Source organism: Novosphingobium sp. GW835-FHT14H07 (assembly GCF_058793515.1).
The window spans coordinates 40513-57452 of sequence record NZ_JBXAFX010000016.1 but is presented as its reverse complement, the minus strand read 5'-3'; the positions used below and the strand labels follow the sequence as shown (position 1 = coordinate 57452).

Annotated in this window: 14 protein-coding genes; 11 read left to right on the top strand and 3 right to left on the bottom strand. The window is 64.3% G+C overall.

Annotation, left to right across the window (positions count from 1 at the left end; all coding sequences use genetic code 11):
* Nucleotides 1-13: 13 nt before the first annotated feature.
* Complete coding sequence (locus AC1Q5P_RS14755; RefSeq protein ID WP_427467105.1) at nucleotides 14-199, bottom strand: hypothetical protein; 186 nt, start codon at nucleotides 197-199, stop codon at nucleotides 14-16.
* Between AC1Q5P_RS14755 and AC1Q5P_RS14750 the strand changes: the two genes are divergently transcribed.
* From AC1Q5P_RS14750 to AC1Q5P_RS14740, 3 genes are all read left to right on the top strand, one after another.
* Nucleotides 198-2534, top strand: a complete 2337-nt coding sequence (locus AC1Q5P_RS14750) for a TonB-dependent receptor (RefSeq protein WP_492478303.1) — start codon at nucleotides 198-200, stop codon at nucleotides 2532-2534. The two genes, AC1Q5P_RS14755 and AC1Q5P_RS14750, sit on opposite strands and share 2 nt — an antisense overlap.
* A gap of 81 nt (nucleotides 2535-2615) precedes the next feature.
* On the top strand, nucleotides 2616-3368 hold the full coding sequence (locus tag AC1Q5P_RS14745) for an SDR family oxidoreductase (protein ID WP_039335915.1): 753 nt from the start codon (nucleotides 2616-2618) through the stop codon (nucleotides 3366-3368).
* A gap of 157 nt (nucleotides 3369-3525) precedes the next feature.
* Nucleotides 3526-4641 (top strand): endo-1,4-beta-xylanase, encoded by a 1116-nt coding sequence (locus tag AC1Q5P_RS14740; RefSeq protein WP_492519324.1) that lies wholly within the window; start codon nucleotides 3526-3528, stop codon nucleotides 4639-4641.
* 39 nt (nucleotides 4642-4680) lie between these two features.
* On the opposite strand, the gene AC1Q5P_RS14735 is transcribed toward AC1Q5P_RS14740, so the two are convergent.
* Together AC1Q5P_RS14735 and AC1Q5P_RS14730 are read right to left on the bottom strand one after the other, a co-directional pair.
* Nucleotides 4681-6483 (bottom strand): IlvD/Edd family dehydratase, encoded by a 1803-nt coding sequence (locus AC1Q5P_RS14735; protein WP_492519323.1) that lies wholly within the window; start codon nucleotides 6481-6483, stop codon nucleotides 4681-4683.
* A gap of 27 nt (nucleotides 6484-6510) precedes the next feature.
* Nucleotides 6511-7641 carry an aldose epimerase family protein gene (locus AC1Q5P_RS14730; protein ID WP_062345246.1) on the bottom strand — a complete coding sequence of 377 codons (1131 nt, stop codon included), beginning with the start codon at nucleotides 7639-7641 and terminating at the stop codon, nucleotides 6511-6513.
* 181 nt (nucleotides 7642-7822) lie between these two features.
* On the opposite strand from AC1Q5P_RS14730, the gene AC1Q5P_RS14725 reads away from it, so the two are divergent.
* From AC1Q5P_RS14725 to xylB, 8 genes are all read left to right on the top strand, one after another.
* Nucleotides 7823-9112: a sugar MFS transporter gene (locus tag AC1Q5P_RS14725; RefSeq protein WP_062345168.1), complete on the top strand. Its 1290-nt coding sequence runs from the start codon at nucleotides 7823-7825 to the stop codon at nucleotides 9110-9112.
* A 90-nt stretch (nucleotides 9113-9202) separates the two neighbouring features.
* Entirely contained in the window at nucleotides 9203-10729 is a 1527-nt protein-coding gene (locus AC1Q5P_RS14720) for an aldehyde dehydrogenase (NADP(+)) (protein WP_492519322.1), read from the top strand.
* A gap of 22 nt (nucleotides 10730-10751) precedes the next feature.
* Entirely contained in the window at nucleotides 10752-11753 is a 1002-nt protein-coding gene (gene araD1 / locus AC1Q5P_RS14715; RefSeq protein WP_492519321.1) for an AraD1 family protein, read from the top strand.
* Nucleotides 11754-11757: 4 nt separating this feature from the next.
* Nucleotides 11758-12684, top strand: a complete 927-nt coding sequence (locus tag AC1Q5P_RS14710) for a Gfo/Idh/MocA family protein (RefSeq protein WP_492478297.1) — start codon at nucleotides 11758-11760, stop codon at nucleotides 12682-12684.
* Nucleotides 12685-12686: 2 nt separating this feature from the next.
* Nucleotides 12687-13595, top strand: coding sequence for a 2-dehydro-3-deoxygalactonokinase (locus AC1Q5P_RS14705; RefSeq protein WP_492478296.1), 909 nt, complete (start codon nucleotides 12687-12689; stop codon nucleotides 13593-13595).
* The gene (locus AC1Q5P_RS14700; protein ID WP_492519320.1) at nucleotides 13592-14221 is read left to right on the top strand and encodes a 2-dehydro-3-deoxy-6-phosphogalactonate aldolase; all 630 of its coding nucleotides are present in this window, start codon (nucleotides 13592-13594) and stop codon (nucleotides 14219-14221) included. Before AC1Q5P_RS14705 ends, AC1Q5P_RS14700 begins: the two co-directional genes overlap by 4 nt.
* A 147-nt stretch (nucleotides 14222-14368) precedes the next feature.
* The gene (locus AC1Q5P_RS14695) at nucleotides 14369-15481 is read left to right on the top strand and encodes a glycoside hydrolase family 43 protein (RefSeq protein WP_427467158.1); all 1113 of its coding nucleotides are present in this window, start codon (nucleotides 14369-14371) and stop codon (nucleotides 15479-15481) included.
* Between the two features lie 6 nt (nucleotides 15482-15487).
* Nucleotides 15488-16936 carry a xylulokinase gene (gene xylB, locus AC1Q5P_RS14690; protein ID WP_492519319.1) on the top strand — a complete coding sequence of 483 codons (1449 nt, stop codon included), beginning with the start codon at nucleotides 15488-15490 and terminating at the stop codon, nucleotides 16934-16936.
* Nucleotides 16937-16940 lie beyond the last annotated feature (4 nt).

Sequence of the window (16940 nt, the reverse complement as noted above, 5' to 3'; positions counted from 1 at the left end):
CGTCATTGTCCTGTCATGCCCGGGTTTGCCGCGCAAGACCGCCTGACAAAACGGCCAGTTTAATCCGACGGGCGACGGAGAGCATAAAACCGGCAGACGCGCCGGTTATACCGAATCGCGCTGACAGGAGCGGCGACACGGCCATGCCGGCGCCTTTGGGAGGGATCGAGATCATGACAAAACGGAACAGGCCTTTCATGACGAGCAGCCTTGCGGCTCTCGCCATTGCCACGCTGCCCGCCGCAGTCCAGGCACAGGACGCACAGTCGCCTCAGGCGCAAGCCGATGAAGCCCCGGCAGGAGGCCTCGGCGAAATCGTCGTCACTGCCCAGAAGAAGGCCGAGAGCATCCAGTCCGTGCCGATTTCCATTGCTGCTGTCGGCAGCGAGACGCTCGCGGCCTACAATGTCACGACGCTGCAGGCACTTCAGGGCTCGGTCCCCAACGTCCAGATCGACAACTTCGCCAATACCCCCAACAATGCGGTGTTCACCATCCGCGGCATCGGCGTGATCGAGCCCGACCCCTATGCCGGCAACACCGTGTCCATCGTGGTCGACGGCGTGCCGCAGTTCTTCTCCATGGGTGCGCTCCTTGATACCTACGACACCAACCGCGTCGAGATCCTGCGTGGGCCGCAGGGCACGCTGTTCGGCGCCAACACCACCGGCGGTGTTGTCAACGTGGTGACCAACCAGCCTACCGGTGAATTCGGCGGCTATGTTCGCGGCACTTATGGCAACTGGAACCGCTTCGACATCAACGCTTCGGTCGAGGCGCCGCTTGCCAAGGATCTCGTCAGCGTCAAGGTTTCGGGCATCCACACCCAGCGCGATGGCTGGACCACCAACGTGTGGAACGGCGAGGACATGGGCCGCAAGAATGTCGATGCGGTGCGCGGCCAGCTCTATATCACGCCCAGCCCGGACCTGAAGATCACGCTGCAGGGGGAATATGTGGAAGCCCGCAACGGCGCGCCGATCGTCGTGAATGGCGGTCTGCCGGGAGAAGGCAACTACGTACCCGAAGGCACGTTCTGGAACGGCGCCAAGCTGCCCATGTACCGCAGCCCCTGCGCGGTCCCCAACCAGCCCTGCAAGGCGCCGGACAAGTACTTCTCGGGCAACAACGAAGTGCCCGACCGGTCGGACATGACGACGAAGTTCTTCATCGGCACGATCCAGTACGACAATACGCCGCTGGGCGATATCACGGCGATCACCGGCTACAAGAACTTCACCCTGTTCGAGTACACCGACCAGGACGGCACGGCGAAGACCAACAACGCCACGCGCCGCCGCACCCGTGGCTGGCAGTTCAGCCAGGAACTGCGCAGCGCGTTCTCGGCCGGTGACAGCTTCAACGCTGTGGCGGGTCTGTTCTACCTGAAGACTCATTACAACCACTACCAGATGTATCATCTGGACTTCGCCCTGCCCGGCCTCGTCCAGTTCAACCAGCAGTTCCAGGGCACCGAATCCTTCTCGGCCTTCCTGCAAACCTACACCCAGATCACCGATCAGCTGAAGTTTTCGGCAGGTATCCGCTACACCCACGACGAGGTCGATGCGCGCTCCACCCTCGATTACGGCGTCGGCGCTCCGGCGCTGACTTCGGACAACTTTGCCGTGATTCCCACCATCGTTGTCGGCGGGCAGACCGTGCAGCAGGGCCGCGACCTGCGCAACGATCCGCACGACATCGACGTTGGCGGCAAGAAGGGTTGGAGCAACGTCGGCTGGAAGATCGGTCTGGATTATGAAGTCGGCCAGAACCAGCTGATCTACGCGAGCTGGGCGCGCGGCTTCAAATCGGGTGGGTTCACCGGCCGCATCGGCGTGGCCGCTGACGGTGACACGCCGTACAACCCGGAGAAGGTGGATACCTTTGAAGTGGGCCTCAAGGCCGACTTCCTCGACCGTCGCCTCCGCACCAACTTCGCGGCGTTCTATACCAACTATCGCGACATGCAGGTGGCGCAGATCTACTTCGATCCGGCGACCAACGTGCAGGGCAACCGCATCCTCAATGCGGCCAAGTCCGAGATCAAGGGCTTCGAACTCGAAGTCCAGGCCATCCCGGTCGAGGGCCTGACCCTGCGCGGCTCGCTCGCCTACCTTGACACCAAGTACAAGAGCTTCCTGTACTATGATCCGGTGGCGGCGAAGTTCATCGACCTCAAGGGCTTTGCGCTGCAGAATGCGCCGAAGTGGGCCTCGACCCTGGGCGCCAATTTCACCCACGAGTTCGCCGGCGGGTCGAGCGTCATGGCCGACGTCAGCTGGATGTATACCGGGCAGAAGTTCTATACCGCCGTGGTCAACACCCCCCGCTCCTCGATCCAGCCGACCTATTACGTAGACGCCCTGCTGACCTATTACGGCCCGGACAAGCGCTACTCGATCGGCCTGTGGGGCAAGAACCTTTTCGACAAGCGCTATATCTCCACGGTCTACGACAGCCCCGGATACATGGGTCTCGTTGGCTATGCCCCGCCCCGCCAATTCGGCGTGACGGTCGGCTACAACTTCTGACCTGACGGAATCCTCCCTGGCCCCGGTCGTTCCACACAGACGACCGGGGCACTTTTTGTTTGCAGACACGAAGGACAGACAATGGCCAATGGCAAGATGGAAGGCCGCGTGGCGATCATCACGGGCGGCGCATCGGGGCTCGGCGCGGAAGATGCCCGCCTGCTCGCCCGCGAAGGCGCAAGGGTTGTCATCACCGACATGCAGGAAGACCTGGGCCGGGCAACCGCCGCGGAAATCCCGGGTTGTGTCTTCATGCAGCATGACGTGCGAGACGAAGGCCGATGGCACGAGGTCATCGCTGAAACCCTGCGCCTGTTCGGCAGGCTCGATACGCTGGTCAACAATGCAGGGCTCGTGCGGTTCGGTACGATTGAGGACCTGCCCTACCCGGATTTCCGTCTCCAGACCGAGGTCATGCTGGGAGGCACATTCCTGGGATGCCAGGCGGCGATCCCGCACATGAGCAAGGACGGTGCCGGTTCCATCATCAACATGGCGTCGATCGGCGGGATCAAGGGCATCAGCGCCATCCCCGCCTACGCCGGAGCAAAGGCCGGGATCATCGGCATGACCCGCTCGATCGCGGTCCACTGCCGCGAGCAGGGCTATCGCATCCGCTGCAATTCGATCGCGCCGGGCGGCATCGTCACGCCGATGACCGCACAGGCACTGGCCGAACTCCCGGCCGACAACGCCGGTCTGGAACAGGCAAACAACCACGGAATGGGTCAGCCCATCGATATTGCCAACATGGTGCTGTATCTGGCGTGCGACGATGGCCGCCACATCACCGGCACCAACATCGTCATCGACAATGGTGAGACGATGGGCTGATCGTTGTGAGGGGGCGGGGCAGAGGCATGTCTCCCCCGCCCCCGGCGGCTGATACACAAATCCTTTCCAACCATTTGTGGTAGCGCTATCGTCTGAGTAATCAGGCGGAAGAGTCTGGAGCAACCGGGAAAGGAAATACGTGAAAAGATCGAGCACCATGACTCGAAGGCAAGGCCTTGGCATCATTGCTGGCGGCGTTGCCATGCTCTCACGGCCCGTGGTCGGCCTGGCGGCGACGCCACCGCTATCCCTGTCCGCTCTGGCCGCCGCAAAGGGCATGCGGTTTGGCTCGGCCGTCGCCGGTGGTGGTGGCGGATCCTGGAGAAATCCCGCGCTTGCCGATTTGCTCAGGCGCGAATGCGCCATTGTGGTCGCCGAAAATGAGATGAAGTGGCAGGCCATCAGGCCCTCGCCCACTTCATTCGATTTTGCGGCGTTTGACGGGATTGCGGCCTTCGCTGCGCAGAACCAGATGAAGTTGCGCGGCCACACGCTGCTTTGGCATCGACCGAAGTGGATGCCGCGCTGGCTGGAAAGCCATGATTTCGGTTCGCGGCCCGCAACCGCCGCAGCGGCAATGATGACCAATCACGTCGAGACTGTCTGCGCCCGCTATCAGGGCCGGATCGTATCCTACGACGTGGTCAATGAAACCGTGCTGCCCGAGGATGGATCGCTGGCCGAGACAGCGCTTTCGAAGGCCATGGGCGGGACCGAGGCGCTGGTCGACCTTGCGTTTCGCACGGCGCGCAAGGCTGCTCCGGGCGTCGAGCTGGTCTATAACGACTACATGAGCTGGGAGCCTGGCAACGCCCTCCACCGCAAGGGTGTGCTACGATTGCTGGAAGGCTTTCGCAGACGCGGCACCCCGGTCGATGCGCTGGGCGTGCAATCGCATCTTATCGCACCCTTGCCCGATCCCGCCCACCGCCGGGAATGGCAGCGTTTCGTGGATGACGTGGTGGCGATGGACTACAAGCTCGTCATAACCGAGTTCGACGTGCGCGATCGCGACCTGCCTGTCGACATCCCCAGCCGGGACCGCACAGTGGCCGACACCACCAAAGCCTATTTCGAGATGATGCTCGATTATCCGCAGCTGAAGGACGTGCTCGCGTGGGGCCTGGTCGATGCCTACTCATGGCTGCAGGGCTTCGAGCCGCGTGCGGACAAGGCCGAGGCGCGCGGGTGCCTGTTTGATTCCGCGTTCAAGCCAAAACCGGTGCATGCTGCCTTGGCCCAGGCTTTCAGCGCGGCCAGACCCCGGGCCTGAACTGTTCACAGCCGGGGGACATTGCCCCCGGCCATTCACTCAGTGGTTGTCGCGCGGCAAGCCCATCGTCTGGGCAATGCGCTGGTACTTCTCTGCGCCTTCGAGAATGGCGCCGTGAGAGAGCTGACCGACGCGCTCACGCTGGATCTCCTGCCACGGCGTTTGCGAGGCCGGGTAGGCATAGCCTCCTGCCACCTCAAGCGCTGTCCGGCGCGCTGCCAGTTCTTCATCGGAAACCAGCATGTTGGCGGTGCCCTTGCGCAAGTCGATCCGCACGCGATCGCCGGTCTTGAGTATGGCAAGGCCACCCATTGCCGCCGCTTCCGGGCTGGCGTTGAGGATCGAAGGGCTGCCGCTGGTGCCTGACTGGCGCCCATCGCCAATGCAGGGCAGCGCGGTCACACCTGCGCTTATGAGATAGGAAGGGGCCCGCATGTTGACCACTTCGGCCGCGCCGGGATAGCCAATCGGCCCGGCCCCGCGCATGAACAGCAGCGTTTCAGGCGTGATACCCGTCGCAGGATCATCGATGCGCGCGTGATAGTCCTCCGGGCCATCGAACACGACCGCCGGGCCTTCGAAGGCATCGGGATCGTCCGGGTTCGACAGGTAGCGCGCCCGGAATTCGTTGCTGATCACGCTGGTCTTCATGATCGCGGAATCGAAGAGGTTGCCCGAGAGCACGATGAAGCCGGCATCCTTGACCAGAGGCTGGTCGTACGGACGGATCACCTTCTCGTCCTCGATCACCGCATCACGGCAATTCTCGCCCATGGTCTTGCCGTTCACGGTCATCGCGTTTTCGGCGATGAGGCCCTGTGCGATGAGCTGGCCCACCACCGCTGGCACGCCACCAGCGCGATAGTAGTCCTCGCCAAGGTACTCGCCGGCAGGCTGCAGGTTGACCAGCAACGGCACCTTGTGGCCGAGGCGCTGCCAGTCGGTCAGCGGCAGGTCCACTCCGACGTGACGCGCTATGGCGGCCAGATGGATCGGTGCATTGGTCGACCCGCCGATCGCCGAATTGACGACGATGGCGTTGTGAAACGCATCGAGCGTCATGATGTCCGAAGGCTTGAGGTCCTCGTGCACCATGTCGACGATGCGCTTGCCGGTGCGCCAGGCGCACTCCTGCCGGTCACGATAAGGGGCAGGAATGGCGGCCGACCCCGGCAGCATCATGCCCAGCGCTTCGGCAAGGCTGTTCATGGTCGTAGCCGTGCCCATCGTGTTGCAATAGCCGGTCGACGGTGCCGAACTGGCGACGAGCTTGATGAAGCCCTCCTCGTCGAGTTCGCCCTTGGCCATCAGTTCACGGCCCTTCCAAACGATCGTGCCCGATCCAGTACGCTCGCCCTTGAACCAGCCGTTGAGCATCGGGCCGACCGACAGCGCGATGGCCGGAATGTTCACTGTGGCCGCCGCCATCAGCAGCGCGGGCGTGGTCTTGTCGCAGCCAGTGGTCAGTACCACGCCGTCGATCGGATAGCCGTAGAGCGCTTCGACCAGGCCGATGTAGGCAAGGTTTCGGTCAAGCCCTGCGGTGGGGCGCTTGCCGGTCTCCTGGATGGGATGCACCGGGATTTCCAGCGCGATCCCGCCCGCCTCGCGAATGCCCTCGCGCACACGCTCTGCCAGCACGATATGGTGACGGTTGCATGGCGAAAGATCGCTGCCCGTCTGCGCAATCCCGATGATCGGCTTGCCCGAACGCAGCTCCTCAAGGCTCAACCCGAAGTTGAGATAGCGCTCAAGGTAGAGCGAGGTCATGTCGATATTGTCGGGATTGTCGAACCACGCGCGCGAGCGGAGCTTCGGGGCCTTTGGAGAGGATTCGGTCATTGCAGCTTTCAGCTATTCGAGTGGAGTTCAGCGCCGCTTCGGCGCGACGCTGACGCGGTAGATCATGGCGTGGCGATAGGGCTTGCCCGGATCGACACGTGTGGACACGAACTTGGCCTGGTTGGGGGCATCCGGAAACTTCTGCGGTTCAAGCGCGATCCCGTCTCCCATGCGGTAGACATGGCCCTGCTTGCCGAGCACCGTCCCATCAAGGAAATTACCGGTGTAGAACTGCACGCCGGGTTCGGTCGTCAGCACTTCGAGCACGCGGCCAGAAGCAGGGTCTTCCAGCCTTGCGGCAAGCTGCGGCGTCGCGGTAACGCCCTTGTCGAGCGCGAAGTTGTGGTCATAGCCGCGACCGATGGCGATCTGGTCGTCCCGTCCATCGCGCAAGCCGTTGGCAATGCGCTTGGGCCGACTGAAGTCGAACACCGTGCCCGCCACCTTGCGAAGCTCGCCGGTGGGGATCAGGGTGGCATCGACAGGGGTGTAGGTTGACGCCGGGATCATCAGCCGGTTGCCCATGGCACCCATCGGCGCCCCCTCCCCGGCCATGTTGAACAGCGCGTGGTTCGTCATGTTGACGATCGTCGGCTTGTCGGTCGCCGCTTCGAAGGTGATGCCAAGATTCCCGCGCTCGTCCAGCGTATAGGTCACCTTGGTATCGAGCTTGCCGGGATAGCCTTCCTCGCCATCGGCGCTGACGTAGGAGAGCACCACGCTCGCCACCGGGCCCGACTTGATCGAGACCACCTTCCAGTTGCGCTTGTCAAAGCCCTTCACGCCGCCGTGCAGCGAATTGCCGAGGTTGTTCTGGGCGAGCTGATAAGCCTTGCCATCAAGCGTGAAACGCCCCTTGGCGATGCGGTTGGCATAGCGGCCCACCGTCACGCCGAAGAAATTGGGCTTGGCCTCATAGGTCTGCACATCATCATAACCCAGCACGATGTCGGCTACCTTGCCATCGCGCGAGGGCGCCATCAGCGACTGCAGCGTGGCGCCATAGGTCAGCACGCGGGCAGAAACGCCATTGGCAGCCTTCAACGTGATTGCGAAAGCCTCGGTGCCGTCGGCCAGCCTGCCTGCGCTTTCCTGTTTCGCTTCGGCCGCGCTGACCGACTGGGCCAGCAGGGCAACCGGTGCGGCCAGTGCCAGCATCAGCAGGGTGCCGTTGTTCGGCTTTCCCGCAATCCTCATCCTCTCGATCCTTTCGGAGACGTGCATTGTCCTTGCGCCATTGACGGCAAGCGTTCGCGGATATAGTCCGACAAATAGAATTTGCGCAAGACGGTAAGCGTACCGCAGCGCGCACCGGGCAAGAGAGAGGAAGCGCAAGTCCATGCCGCCAGTGGCTTCACCCCAGGGAAATACCGCGATCGAAGGCGATTCCAACGTGCGCTACGGCCCTGCGCTGACCCTTCTGGCCAGCCTGTTCTTCATGTGGGGGTTCATCACGGTCATCAACAACACGCTGCTGCCACACCTGCGCAGCGTGTTCGACCTGAACTATACGCAGACAACATTGATCGAATCGGTGTGGTTCATCGCGTACTTCGTTGCCTCGATCCCCTCGGCAAAGCTGATCGAGAAGATCGGTTACCAGAAGTCGCTGGTGATCGGGCTGCTGGTGATGGCAGCAGGCGCGCTGGGCATGATGCTGGCGGCGTCGATCCCGTCCTATGGGGTAACCCTGGCGATGCTGTTCGTGATCGCCAGCGGCATTACGCTGCTGCAGGTTGCCGCCAATCCCTATGTCGCCGTGGTCGGCAGGCCGGAGACCGCGTCCTCGCGCCTGAACCTGGTGCAGGCGATGAATTCTGCCGGAACGATGCTTGCGCCGATGTTCGGCGCATACCTGATCCTCGGTCGCTCAAAGGGCGGCACGGCCACGTCCGATGTCGTACTGACACAGGCCGAGCGGCTGGCCGATGCGCAATCGGTGATCCTGCCTTATGGCCTCGTTGCCGTCGTTCTCATCGTTCTTGCCGCGATCATTGGCCGGTTCCCGCTCCCAGCCATGGGCAGCGCAACCCAGCGACTTGCGCCCGAGGAACGGGCAAAGCTTTCGCTGTGGAAGCACCGCAATCTCGTCTTCGGCATTCCGGCAATCTTCATCTACCTGATCGCCGAAATCGGTGTGGCGAACCTCTTCGTGAACTTTGTCAGCCAGCCGGAGATCGCCAACCTGACGCATGAGAAGGCCGGCCAGTATCTCACCTTCCTGTGGGGCGGCATGATGGTCGGGCGCTTCTTGGGCTCGGCCATCATGCAGAAGGTGGACGCAGGCCTGGTGCTTGCCGCATTCTCGGTTGGCGCCTTCGTGGTCATGCTCGTCACCGTCTTCACCACTGGCCCTGCCGCGATGTGGGCGCTGATCCTTGTCGGCCTGTTCCACTCGATCATGTTCCCGACGATCTTCACGCTCGGCATCAAGGGCCTGGGGCCCTTGACCGAGGAGGGTTCAGGCCTGCTGATCATGGCCATCGCCGGTGGCGCACTGGTCGTCGTGCAGGGGTGGCTAGCCGATGCCTATGGTCTGCAGACCTCTTTCCTGCTGACGGCTGCGTGTGAATTGTATGTGCTGTTCTATGCACTGTGGGGTTCAAAGACCACTGCCGATCCTGCCTGACGCATAGCTATGAACGCCCTTCGGCCGGATCGCACATGGTTGCGCTCCGGCCATTCTGATAATATGTCAGACTAAATCAGGAGATTTTCGATGACAGAATTCCGCTCCGTGGTAGCCGCCACGGGTGAGCCGACCGGTCCTGCCTTTGCGGTGCATGGCCCCGCTGAAGTCGATGCCGCCTGCGCCGCAGCTGCCGCCGCGTTCGACGTCTACCGCGCCACCAGCCGCGAAGAGCGCGCTGCCTTCCTCGAATCCATTGCATCAGAGATCCTCGCCATCGGCGATGATCTGATCGAAGCAGCAATGAGCGAGTCCGGCCTTCCCCGTGCGCGCCTCGAAGGCGAACGGGGCCGCACCGTGGGCCAGCTACGCCTGTTTGCAGACGTTGTCCGCAAGGGCGCCTGGCAGCAGTTGCGCATCGATCCGGCCCTGCCCGATCGTCAGCCCCTGCCCCGTCCGGACATCCGCCTGCGCATGATCCCGGTGGGGCCGGTCGCCGTGTTCGGCGCATCAAACTTCCCGCTCGCCTTTTCGACGGCTGGAGGGGACACCGCCTCGGCGCTGGCGGCAGGCTGCCCGGTCGTGGTCAAGGGACACCCTGCCCATCCCCGCACTGGCGAACTGGTCGCGGGGGCGATAGCCCGTGCAGTTGCTGCCTGTGGCCTGCCGGCCGGCGTGTTCGGCCATCTCGTGGGTCCGTCGAACGAACTTGGCGCGGCGCTTGTGCAGGATCCGCGCATTGCCGCAGTCGGCTTCACCGGCTCGCGCAGCGGCGGCCTTGCGCTCGTCCGCCTTGCCCAAGGCCGTGAGGTGCCGATCCCGGTCTACGCCGAGATGTCGAGCATCAACCCGGTGCTGCTCCTGCCCGAAGCGCTGAAGGCGCGGGGGGTGGCGCTCGGCACGGCGTTCGTCGGCTCGCTCACCATGGGTGCGGGCCAGTTCTGCACCAATCCCGGCCTTGTGCTGGCCATCGAAGGCGAAGGCCTCGAAGCCTTTATTGCCGCTGCCACCGAAGCCGTCAGGGCCGCGACTGCCCAGACGATGCTGACGGGCGGCATCTGCAAGGCCTATCAGTCGGGCGTCGCCGCGCTTGAAACCGCAACCGGCGTAGAAAAGCTGGCCGAGGGCGTTGCCGGCGACGCAATGCAGGGCCACGCCGCGCTATTCCGCACCACTGCGCAGGCATTCCTCGCCGACAAGGCTCTGGGCCACGAGGTTTTCGGCGCCTCTTCGGTCGTCGTCGTGTGCAGGGACGAGGTAGAACTCGCTACAGTCCTTGCCGGACTCGAAGGCCAGCTGACGGCCACCCTGCACATGGACGCCGCTGATGAAGCGCTCGCCGCGCGGTTGATGCCGGTGCTTGAACTGAAGGCCGGGCGCATCCTTGCCAATGGCTGGCCGACCGGCGTCGAAGTATGCCACGCCATGGTCCATGGCGGTCCCTTCCCGGCGACCTCCGACCCGCGCACGACCTCGGTCGGAAGCCTCGCGATCGACCGCTTCCTGCGCCCCGTCAGCTACCAGAACCTGGCCGCCGATCTGTTGCCGCGCGAACTGCGTGATGATGCGCGTGGCGACGGTGCGCCGCGCCTGATTGACGGCACGTTGACGCTCTGAGCGCCTGACAGGAGATCCCATCATGTCCCTCCGCCTCCTGCAGCACCGTGCCAGCGATGGAACGCGCAGTGTCATCCTGGCCAATGGCGCGGCCGCGCATGTCCTCGAAGGAGTTGCCCGCACCACGGACCTCGCCCGCCGCGCCATCGCCGCCGGAACGTCGCTGGTGCAGGAGGCGAAAGCCTGTCCGGTTGGCCCGTCAATAGATCTTGCGGCAGAGTTCGAAGCAGGCCGCTTCCTCGCGCCGATCGACCACGAAGATCCGGCGCATCTGGCCCTGACCGGCACAGGCCTTACCCACCTCGGCTCGGCCGAAGGGCGCGACAAGATGCATCGGGAGGCTGCAGCGGCTGCCCATCAGACCGATTCCATGCGCATGTTCCTCGAAGGGCTCGAGGGCGGCAAGCCGAGCGATGGCCGGGTCGGCCAGCAGCCCGAATGGTTCTACAAGGGTGATGGCAGCCAGCTGGTCGGACCCGGCGAACCGCTGGAGATGCCGGCATTCGCGCAGGACGGCGGCGAGGAACCGGAACTGGCTGGCATCTACCTGATCGGCCCGGACGGCACACCGTTCAGGCTCGGCTTCGCGCTTGCCAACGAGTTTTCGGACCACGTCACCGAACGCCACAATTACCTGTGGCTGGCGCATTCCAAGCTGCGCCGGGCCGCACTGGGCCCTGAACTGCTGATCGGCGAGGCCCCCACCGACATTCGCGGCACCAGCCGCATACTGCGCGATGGCGTGGTGCAGTGGGAAAAGCCCTTCCTTACCGGCGAGGACAACATGAGCCATAGCCTCGCCAACCTGGAGCACCACCACTTCAAGTACGAGTTGTTCCGGCGCCCCGGCGATGTGCATGTCCACTTCTTTGGCACCGCTACACTCTCATTCAGCGATGCAGTACGCACGCAAGTGGGCGACGTGTTCGAGATCGAGGCGGCGCCGTTTGCACTGCCGTGCCGCAATCCGCTGACGCAGACGGCAGGCGATGCTTCCGCGCCGCTCAAGGTGCAGGTACTCTAAAGGCATGGACCCGATCAGGATCGCCGTTATCGGCGTGGGCAAGATCGCCCGCGACCAGCACTTGCCCGCTATCGCTGGCAATGGCGCGTTCGGACTTGCCGCGACGGTCAGCCCGCATGACCCCGGCGTAGATGGCGTGCCCCATTTCGCCAGTCTGGACGAGTTGCTTGCGAGCGGTCCGGCCGTCGACGCCGTCGCGCTGTGCACCCCGCCACAGGTACGCTACGATCTGGCCAGCACCGCGCTTGCGCGCGGCGTCCACGTCTTTCTCGAAAAGCCACCGGGCGCGACGCTGGCTGAAGTCGCCGCGCTGGAAACGCAGGCAGACAAGGTCGGCGCCACGCTGTTCGCTGCCTGGCATTCGCGCTTTGCCGCCGGGGTTGCTCCAGCCCGAGCCTGGCTGGCCGAACGGCGCATCGACAATGTCGAGATCATTTGGCGCGAGGACGTGCGGGTGTGGCATCCGGGACAGGCGTGGATCTGGGAGCCGGGCGGCCTGGGTGTCTTCGACCCCGGAATCAACGCATTGTCGATCGCAACCCGCATCCTGCCCCGGCCGATCTTCCTGCAGTCCGGGACACTCGAAATCCCCTCCAACCGCGCCGCCCCCATCGCTGCCGACCTGAGCTTCCGCGATAGCACCGGCGCGTCAGTCCACATGGACCTCGACTGGCGGCAGACCGGCCCGCAAAGCTGGGACATCGTGGTGGAAACCGATGCCGGCACGCTCAAGCTGTCAAGCGGCGGCGCGGTACTGACGCTACCTTCGGGCACCAGCCATGACGAGGATCACGAGTATCCCGGCCTCTACGCCCGCTTCGCCACTCTGATCCGCACCGGCCGCAGCGACGTCGATGTAACCCCGCTGCGCCTCGTTGCCGACGCCTTCCTGCGCGCGACGCGGGTCAGCGTCGAACCGTTCGAGGATTGACCATGCCTGGCCCGGTGCGACGCGTTATCGGCGACTGGGGCAGCACCCGCTTGCGCCTGTTCCTCGTGGAGGACGGCGAGACGACCGCACGCTTGGATGGCCCCGGCGTGACCCAGCTGGTGGAACCGGCGGAGCGATCGCTGGCTCGCCTGCTCTCGGTCTGGCTGGCAGACGGTCCGATCAAGGCGATCACGCTGTGCGGCATGGTCGGGTCTCCCGCAGGCCTCGCCGTTGCTCCTTATGCCCCCTGCCCGGTCGATGCGGAGGGCTGGCACCATGGCCGCACCCGGCTGCGCGTGCTGGGCCACGATGTCGAGATCCTGCCCGGTCTCTCCTGCCGGACCGGCGATGGCGTGCCCGAGGTTATGCGCGGCGAGGAAACGCAGGTCTTCGGCGCAATGGCGCTGAATCCTGTCCTGCGCGATGGCGATCATCTCTTCGCCCTTCCCGGCACCCACGGCAAATGGGTCAGCACCAGCGACGGCACCATCACCGGCTTCCATACGGCTCCCACCGGCGAGGTTTTTGCCGCGATTACGGGCCACACCTCCCTGACCGGCCCGGACGCGCCCGGCGAGGGCAGCTTTGAGGATGGCTTCGGACGCGGGCTTTCCCGTTCGGCCGAAGCATTGCCGGGTGCTCTGTTCGAAGCTCGCGCGGCGCGCCTGCTCGATGGCCGCTCGCGCGATTGGGCCAAGGGCTATCTCTCGGGCGTGCTGATTGGGGCAGAGGTGGCGCAGTTCGGCAGAGGCGCGCGGAACGTGACATTGATCGGCGATCCCGCACTTGCCGCGCTTTATGCGACCGCGCTTGCACACCACGGCGGTTCATCGCAACTGGTCGACGGCGAACGCGCCGTCGTGGCCGGACTTGCCCAAGCCATAACACTTGCTGAAAGTCTGCGCCCGTGAAGGTCGAAGAAGTCCTCGCCGAAGGCGTTCCGCCCATCGTCGCCATCCTGCGCGGCATACGCACCGAGGAAGCGGTGGACATCGCCGCTTCCCTGGTCGAGGCGGGTGTGCGCCTGATCGAAGTGCCCTTCAACTCCCCTGATCCGTGCGGGTCGATCAGGGCCATGGTGAAAGCGCTGGGTGACCGCGCGTCCTTTGGCGGCGGCACGGTAACCAGCACGGATCTTGCCGAACAGCTCGCGGCGGCCGGCGGCACGTTCATGGTCTCGCCCAATACGGACGCCGCGGTCATTGCCCGGTCGCTCGAACTCGGCATGGACGTCCTTCCAGGGTTCCTGACGCCCACCGAAGCCTTCGCGGCACTTGGCGCAGGCGCGCGGGACCTCAAGCTCTTTCCCGGCTCCGTCCTGGGCAGCAGCTATATCAAGGCCATTCGGGAGGTCCTGCCGGCAGAAGCGCGCATATGGGCGGTCGGTGGCGTCGGCGCGGCCAATGTCGCAGAGTTCCGCGCGGCCGGGGTGTACGGGATCGGTGTCGGGGGCAGCCTCTACCGGCCCGGCGACGATGCGGCGACCGTGGCTGCGCGCGCAGCGTCCCTAGTGGCGGCCTGGAAGGCAGCTTCCTGATTTCTGCTTGAAGCAGTGCTTGCCAAGCGTTCACCTCGACGCTAATTAGAATGCATATTTCAGATTGCCGTCAGGTTTAGGTAGCGCTATCATCGCCGCAGCAATTACGCGAAAGGCCGGAAAACCGGCCTGCAAGGGGATGTCATGATGAAGGCGAGAATCACCACTGCTGCCCTGTGCCTGACCAGCGCGCTTGCGCTCGTCGCCTGCTCGAAGGCCGCGAACGAAGCGCAGCCCGCAAATGGTGGGGCACCTGCAAGCGCCTTCCGTGATCAACCTCTGGTCAACGAGATCTACACCGCTGACCCTTCCGCCCACGTCTTTGACGGCAAGATCTACATCTACCCCTCGCACGACATCGAAACGCCGACGCCTGACGACGATCTGGGCAACCAGTACGCCATGCGCGACTACCGGGTCTTGAGCATGGACAAGGTTGGCGGCAAGGTCACCGTCGGTCCTGTCGCGCTTGACGTAAAGGACGTGCCTTGGGCCTCACAGCAGATGTGGGCGCCCGATGCGGCCTACAAGGACGGCACCTACTACCTGTACTTCCCGGCGCGCGACAAATCGAAGGACAAGAACGGCCTCGGCGCGTTCCGCATCGGCGTCGCCACGTCGAAGAGCCCGATGGGCCCGTTTGTGGCCGAAAAGGACCCCATTCCCGGTTCGTTCTCGATGGACCCCGCGGTGTTCACCGACGACGACGGCACTGCCTACATGTACTTCGGCGGCATCTGGGGTGGGCAGCTTCAGCGTTGGGCCACGGGCAAGTATGATCCAAACGGCTCCGACACCGATCTCATGAAGGATGACCAGCCCGCGCTGTCCGGCAAGGTCGTCAAGATGAACCCCGACATGAAGACTTTCGCGGAGAGCCCTCGCGACGCGGTGATCCTGGGCGAAGATGGCAAGCCGGTACTGGGAGGCGACCACGAGCGCCGCTTCTTCGAAGCCTCCTGGGTCTTCAAAAAGGATGGCAAATACTACTACACCTACTCGACCGGCGACACGCACTTCCTCAACTACGCCATCGGCACTAGTCCGTATGGACCGTTCAAGTACGCCGGCCACATCCTCAAGCCCGTGCAGGGCTGGACCACGCACCACTCGATCATCCAGCACGATGGCAAGTGGTGGCTGTTCTACGCCGACACGCAGCTCTCCAACAAGAACCACCTGCGCAACGTCAAGGTGACCGAGCTGACCTTCAACCCTGATGGCTCGATCCAGACGATCGATCCCATGAAAGCGAAGTAAATCCCAATGTTCCTCGGCATCGATGTCGGCACCAGTTGCGTAAAGGCGGTCGTCACCGCCGAAACCGGGGAGGTCCTGGCGCAGAGCAGCTCGGACCTTACCGTTTCCCGGCCTCACCCGTTGTGGTCCGAACAGGCCCCTGCTGACTGGGTGGACGCAGCGCACAAGGCGGTGCTTGGCCTCGATGCCGCCTTGCGCAAGGGCGTGCGCGGCATCGGCCTTGCGGGGCAGATGCACGGCGCAACCCTGCTGGGCTCGGACGACAAGCCGCTGCGCCCTGCCATCCTGTGGAACGACGGCCGCAGCTTTGCCGAATGTGCGGAGATCGAGGCCGCCGAACCTCGCGCTCGCGAGATCACCGGCAACATCGCCATGCCTGGTTTCACGGCTCCCAAGCTGGCGTGGGTCCGCAATCACGAACCGGACGTTTTCGCCGCCACGCGGACGGTCCTGCTGCCCAAGGACTACGTCCGGCTCGCCTTGACCGGTGAAAAGGCAAGCGACATGTCCGACAGCGCCGGCACTCTCTGGCTCGACGTCGCCAAGCGCGCCTGGTCTCCGGAAATGCTCGCCGCCACTGGCCTTGACGAAAGCCACATGCCGCGCCTTCATGAAGGGCCTGACGTGACGGGCGTGCTGCGCGAAGATGTTGCCAGGGCCTGGGGAATGGACCGCGTGCCGGTGGTCGCAGGCGCTGGAGACAATGCCGCGGGCGCATTGGGCGTCGGCGTGCTGTCAGACGGGCAAGGCATGCTTTCGCTGGGTACATCGGGCGTGATCTTCGTGGCCAATGCGGCATTCCGGCCCAACCCGGCCGAGGCCGTCCACGCCTTCTGCCACGCCTTGCCGGGCGTGTGGCACCAGATGAGCGTGCACCTGTCCGCCGCCTCGTGCATCGACTGGGCAGCCAAGGCCTGCAACGTGCCGGGCCCTGCGGAGTTCTTCGCCCTTGCCGAACAGTCCGGCGCCGCCTGCGGGCCTGAGCTATTCCTGCCATACCTCTCCGGCGAGCGCACTCCGCACAACGATCCGCACATTCGCGCGGCGTTCCTCGGCCTCGGTAACGAAAGCACCACCGGACGCATGGCCGCCGCCGTGCTTGAGGGCGTGGCCTTTGCCCATGCCGACGGGATCGATGCCCTGCGCAACGCCGGTACGCAGATCGACGAGTTGTGCGTGATCGGCGGCGGCTCCCGCTCGGCGCACTGGGGGCGCATCCTGTCGAGCGTCCTCGGCGTGCGGCTCGTCTATCTCCACGGTGGCGAAGTCGGCCCGGCGCTGGGCGGCGCCCGTCTCGCGCAGATCGCCGTGACCAAGGCTTCCGCCGCCGAAGTCTGCACCCGCCCGCCGGTTCGTGCCGTGATCGAGCCTGATCTCGCCCTCGCCGCATCATTAGCGCCCAAGCGCGCCCGTTTCCGCGCAGCCTATGCCGCGCTCGCCCCGATCAAGGAGTAACTTG

Bases quoted from the DNA above. Each gene is read 5' to 3' on its own strand.
- AC1Q5P_RS14705 (WP_492478296.1), top strand. From the start codon at position 12,687: ATGCCTGGCCCGGTGCGACGCGTTATCGGCGACTGGGGCAGCACCCGC.
- AC1Q5P_RS14710 (WP_492478297.1), top strand. From the start codon at position 11,758: ATGGACCCGATCAGGATCGCCGTTATCGGCGTGGGCAAGATCGCCCGC.
- AC1Q5P_RS14755 (WP_427467105.1), bottom strand. From the start codon at position 199: ATGAAAGGCCTGTTCCGTTTTGTCATGATCTCGATCCCTCCCAAAGGC.
- AC1Q5P_RS14725 (WP_062345168.1), top strand. From the start codon at position 7,823: ATGCCGCCAGTGGCTTCACCCCAGGGAAATACCGCGATCGAAGGCGAT.
- AC1Q5P_RS14730 (WP_062345246.1), bottom strand. From the start codon at position 7,641: ATGCTGGCACTGGCCGCACCGGTTGCCCTGCTGGCCCAGTCGGTCAGC.
- AC1Q5P_RS14695 (WP_427467158.1), top strand. From the start codon at position 14,369: ATGAAGGCGAGAATCACCACTGCTGCCCTGTGCCTGACCAGCGCGCTT.
- AC1Q5P_RS14750 (WP_492478303.1), top strand. From the start codon at position 198: ATGACGAGCAGCCTTGCGGCTCTCGCCATTGCCACGCTGCCCGCCGCA.
- araD1 (WP_492519321.1), top strand. From the start codon at position 10,752: ATGTCCCTCCGCCTCCTGCAGCACCGTGCCAGCGATGGAACGCGCAGT.
- AC1Q5P_RS14740 (WP_492519324.1), top strand. From the start codon at position 3,526: ATGACTCGAAGGCAAGGCCTTGGCATCATTGCTGGCGGCGTTGCCATG.
- xylB (WP_492519319.1), top strand. From the start codon at position 15,488: ATGTTCCTCGGCATCGATGTCGGCACCAGTTGCGTAAAGGCGGTCGTC.
- AC1Q5P_RS14720 (WP_492519322.1), top strand. From the start codon at position 9,203: ATGACAGAATTCCGCTCCGTGGTAGCCGCCACGGGTGAGCCGACCGGT.
- AC1Q5P_RS14745 (WP_039335915.1), top strand. From the start codon at position 2,616: ATGGCCAATGGCAAGATGGAAGGCCGCGTGGCGATCATCACGGGCGGC.
- AC1Q5P_RS14735 (WP_492519323.1), bottom strand. From the start codon at position 6,483: ATGACCGAATCCTCTCCAAAGGCCCCGAAGCTCCGCTCGCGCGCGTGG.